The 4,314-nt window shown below is 56.7% G+C and carries 1 protein-coding gene; it reads right to left on the reverse strand.

Annotation, left to right across the window (positions count from 1 at the left end):
* The coding region (locus U8U68_RS21530; RefSeq protein ID WP_322204462.1) for a hypothetical protein at positions 1 to 4,314 on the reverse strand (4,314 nt) is incomplete at both ends.

Consider the following 4,314-nt stretch of genomic DNA (forward strand, 5'->3'; position numbering starts at 1 on the left):
TTTCTTCCAATGTTCCGGCACTAATGCCAGCCAGGTCGGGGTACTTCTCAAGCACGTCAAAGTCCGGCGTCGGGCTCGGGCTCGGTTTCTCGCTGGGCGTCGGGCTCGGGGTGGGCTCGGTGGCCTCGCCAATCACCAGGTTGTAAACCTTGCTGGTGTCATCTTCCGCGGTTACCTTAATGGTAGCGCCCTCGGTCAGGTTCCAGCGCTTGGTCAGGTAGTTGTTGGCGTCGTAGGTCTCGGTGCCGTCAACGGTAGTTACCTCTACGGTAGCCAGAGCGGAAGCGGTGGTAATCTCCATCAGCATGGAAGCCTGGTCCTCGTCGGTCAGCTTCACGTTGTAGGTCTTACCATCCTCGGCCAGCTCGGCAAAGCTCTCGCCCACCTTCAGGGTCTTGATGTCGGCGATGCCCTCGGAGGCCTTGATGTTCACGCGCAGCTTGTAGGTATTGATGTTCTTCTTGTCCTGGTCGTAGATGCGCAGCTCGGTGTCCTTGCTGGTGATCACGCCGTGGGCATAGTTGCGGTACTCGTCTTTGTCGCCCTGAATACCGGTAATTTGCAGCTCGTCGCCGGTGTCGGGGTCAAAGGTGTACAGCATGCCGTTGCGGACAAAGAACTGGGTCTTGCCGGAAATCCACTGGAACACGCCCTGGCGCTTGCCCTCGTACTCGGAAACGTCTACAGAAGTAGAGCGGTTGGCCTTCATGGGCACCTCGGGGGTGTCGTGCATTACGTCGATGAGGGTCGCGTTCTCGTCGATGGCGAAGTTGAAGGTAAAGTCATGGCTGTTGTCCTCGCGGTAAGCGCCCCAGTTCCAGCTGTAGGGGATGGAAACGTCGATGATCTTCTGAGACCAGTTCACATTCACATCCACCTGGCCGGGCTTATTGGACTGGATGCTGCTAAGGGCAGTGTTCTTGCTTACAGGGGCCCGCTTGGCCACCACGTAGTAGATCATGGTGGGCATGGTGTCCTTGGCTTCCCAAGTAGCGCCCTTTTCGCCAGGAGCAGTAGCGGAATGGTCAGTGGTGGCACCAGCAACGTAGCCAGCAGCCTTGCCCTCGTCGGACTTGCTATACAGGTACAGCACATTGGCCTTGCTCATCACATCGCGGTTAATGGCGGTGCCATTCCAGGCCTTGGCAATCTCGTCCTCGGTAAAGATGAAGGAGATGGGTTTGCTAGCTCCCTGCTGGTCCTGAATGTTCATGTCCAGGGAGAGAATTGTATTAATATTAGCAGCGGTATTTTTCTCATATTTAGTGTTGGTGTTGTTCCAACGCACCAGAGTAGAGTTTTTGGAAGCTGTAACGCCGGTGAAGTAAACCTTCTGGCCGTCGTCGTTCCAGGCATTGGTCTGGCCAGTCTGCTGAGCCTTAGTCTGGGCCTTGTAGTTGTAGGGCACAGTCACTTCCAGAACCTTAGCGCCAGTTACGCCAGGAATGTCCTTCACCTCAATGGGGAAGCTGTTCTTGCCGTCCTTGATAGCGCCAACGTAAGCGGCGGCATCGTTCAGACGGGCGGCAGTTTCCGCCAGGTGGGTATCGTTCTCAGCATCAGTGGGATTCGCGGCATCCGCATAGGCGGTATTGCCCTCAAAACGCCGCAGGGTTTCCAGGTCGCTACGGTCGGTAGCGGCCGGGGTGGCCACAGGAACGTCAGCGGAAGTATTTACAGCCGCGACAGTTCCAGTCGTATTGGCAGTTGTGGTATAGCTTATAGTCCGGTTGGCAATCATCGCAATGGTGTTGCCGCCATAAACCAGGTCATTGTCCAGGGCGGTGGTGGCATTACCCACGGTGATTTCAGCCATGGAGCTGGCTCCGCCGGAAACGCCGTCGTTCACGCTGTCCTGGGGACGCAGCTCAATGGTGTAGTCCCGGAAGTCCACGTTGTTCTCGCTGTTGGTCACGCGCAGCACCAGGTAGTCGCTCATCTTGCCGTGGCCAGTTTCCTTGCCGCTCTTGTCAACGGTGTAGTTACCGGTCCAAATGTCCTTAACCGTGGTGATGTGGTTCTCGATTTCGGCATACTCAAAGGAATCCTTACGGCCGTTTCCGTTGGCGTCTCCGTTCATGCCGAAAGCCTTAGTGGTCACGCCAAAGCCCTTGCCGCCGGGGGTGGCATAGGTGCCATCGCTGATGTCGGCGTAGACTTTGAAGTTCGTAAGTTTGTTATGCAGGGGCTGGTTGTCGTAGGTGTAGCCCAGGGCACAGCTGTAGGTTAGGCCGATTTCAGCGCTATTGGTAAAGGCAGCTTGAATAGAAGTTTTCTCGTCACCCAAGTTACTAGAAGTAGTACCCGGGTAAAAAGCCTTCACAGTATCCTCGATCTGGAAGGAAGGCCGAGTAGTTGTACTGGGAGTTTGATCGCTCATAGGCCCTGCGGCGGTAGCAAAATTGTTACCTAAGGTGCCAGCGCCACGGACTTTCACTTTACCGGTATACGGATGAGTGCCGTTATTGCCGATAGGATAAACACTATAGGCCAGAGTATGGGCCGTATTATCGGCTACGCCAGCGGTTTTGAAATCGACATAGGCGAACGGAGCATTACCGATAGAGAGTAGCAGCTTTTTGTCATTGGTCCAGCCAGTGCCGGATGCAATTTTTGCTGTAATCTCAGCAGTAGTCCCCGCACCGGAGGTCCAAGCAGCACTGATAGCCTCATGGAAATCAGCATCGGAAACCAATTCACTGAAATCAAGCACCCAGTGTGCAGCTCCCTTGTTAATCGAAGTGTTTGTACCTATAATGCCAGAATTGGCTCCACTCTGCCAAATGAAAGCTAGCTTGGTGTCCTTGCCTTCACCCCGTACACGGGAATTCACGGGTACAACAGTACCCCAGCTCTGAGGCAGGGTTACCACAAAGTGGTCGCCACGGTAACTGGTCTGCACGCCCTCGTACCACTCGTCATTGGCCTCGTCGTACAGCCGGAAGCCGGTCATTTCGGGCACATAGTGGGCGGCTTTCAGCAGGTTTACCTTAATGTTGGCGCTTTCGCCGCCAGAGGTGATTTGCAGGTTGAACTGGTGGCCGGCGATATTTACATTGTTAATTTCGCCCTTCTCCAGCCGGCCCTTGGTGCCGTAGGGGTCGGTCAGGGTGGGAATGACCTGCCAGTAGGGTCCGTGCACCGCGGTGCTCTGCTCGGGGATGCTGATGGTGGCCCCGGCGCTGGTGAGCGCGCTGATGCGCTTGCCCTGGTAGGTATCCCAACCAGAAGTGATGTAGTCGTTGTTGCTGACATAAATATCGATCTCGTCGCCGTCTTCCCAGCCATCGCGGTTCACTTTGGCCTGGTAGCCGTCCAGCTGCAGCTCGTACAGCTTGGGCTTATCGCCGGAGCTGCCGGAACCGCCGCCCGCCTTGGCGGACAGAACGATTTTCACGTTGGCGTACACGTTCTCACGGTCGCCAGCGGTGCGGTTGTTCAGGGTGCTGTCGTCCTCGTCCCAGTTGGCCTTGGTGATAACGGTGAGCCAAGCGGTCCGAACGCCGTTATTATCCACAAAGCGGATGGTGTTGTTCACGCTGACAATGGGCTCGTCGTGGCCGTTGGTGCCAGCAGACCAAGCGGTGGAAGTGGTGTCAAAGTTTACCGGGGTAGTGGGCTGGGGATCTTCCACGCGCACCAGGCCGTTGCCACTGGCAAAGCGGGCATAGAAGTGGCTGGTGGTGTGGTGGGAATTGTCCAGCCATTTGTTGTTAGTAACAGGAATGTAGATCACCGCGTCGCCGTTGGCGTCCATGGTAATGCCCTGGGCCTCGCCCACGGTGCCGGCGCCGTCATGCGTTTGGGTGGTTTCTTCACGGTCGATAATGGCCACGTCCCGCAGGGCCTGCTCGTAACTAAAGGTTACGTTAAAGGTCTTGGTTTTGCCGTCGCGGGCGGTCACCACCACGCGGGCCTTGGTCTGGTCGGTGGTGGGGGCAAAGTACTCCACCGTGGCGTTGGGGGACTCGGGCACAAAGATGCGCCGGGCCTGCTCGTCGTCCATGTTCTGGCCCAGACCCACCTTGTCGGCGGTCAGGCCCAGAGGCAGCACGATGGAGATGGTCTCGGCCTCGTTGACAGCCTCGCCGGAGATAGCAGAGATGGTGGTGGAGGTATTGCCCTCTTTCCAGCTCTGGTTCACGCGCACGGTGCGCAGGTCGGCAGAGTCAAAGGCCACGGTATGGTCCTCGGATACCACCAAGGTGTACTCGCCTTTCAGCTCATGCTTGCTGTTGGTGTCGTCGTACATCTTCACTGGAAGGCTGTACGTCCCGTCCTCATTCTTTTCGGCCTGTTTGGTCAGGTCCAGGT

This window comes from Acutalibacter intestini (assembly GCF_034334985.1).
Taxonomy (GTDB): Bacteria; Bacillota; Clostridia; order Oscillospirales; family Acutalibacteraceae; genus Acutalibacter; species Acutalibacter intestini.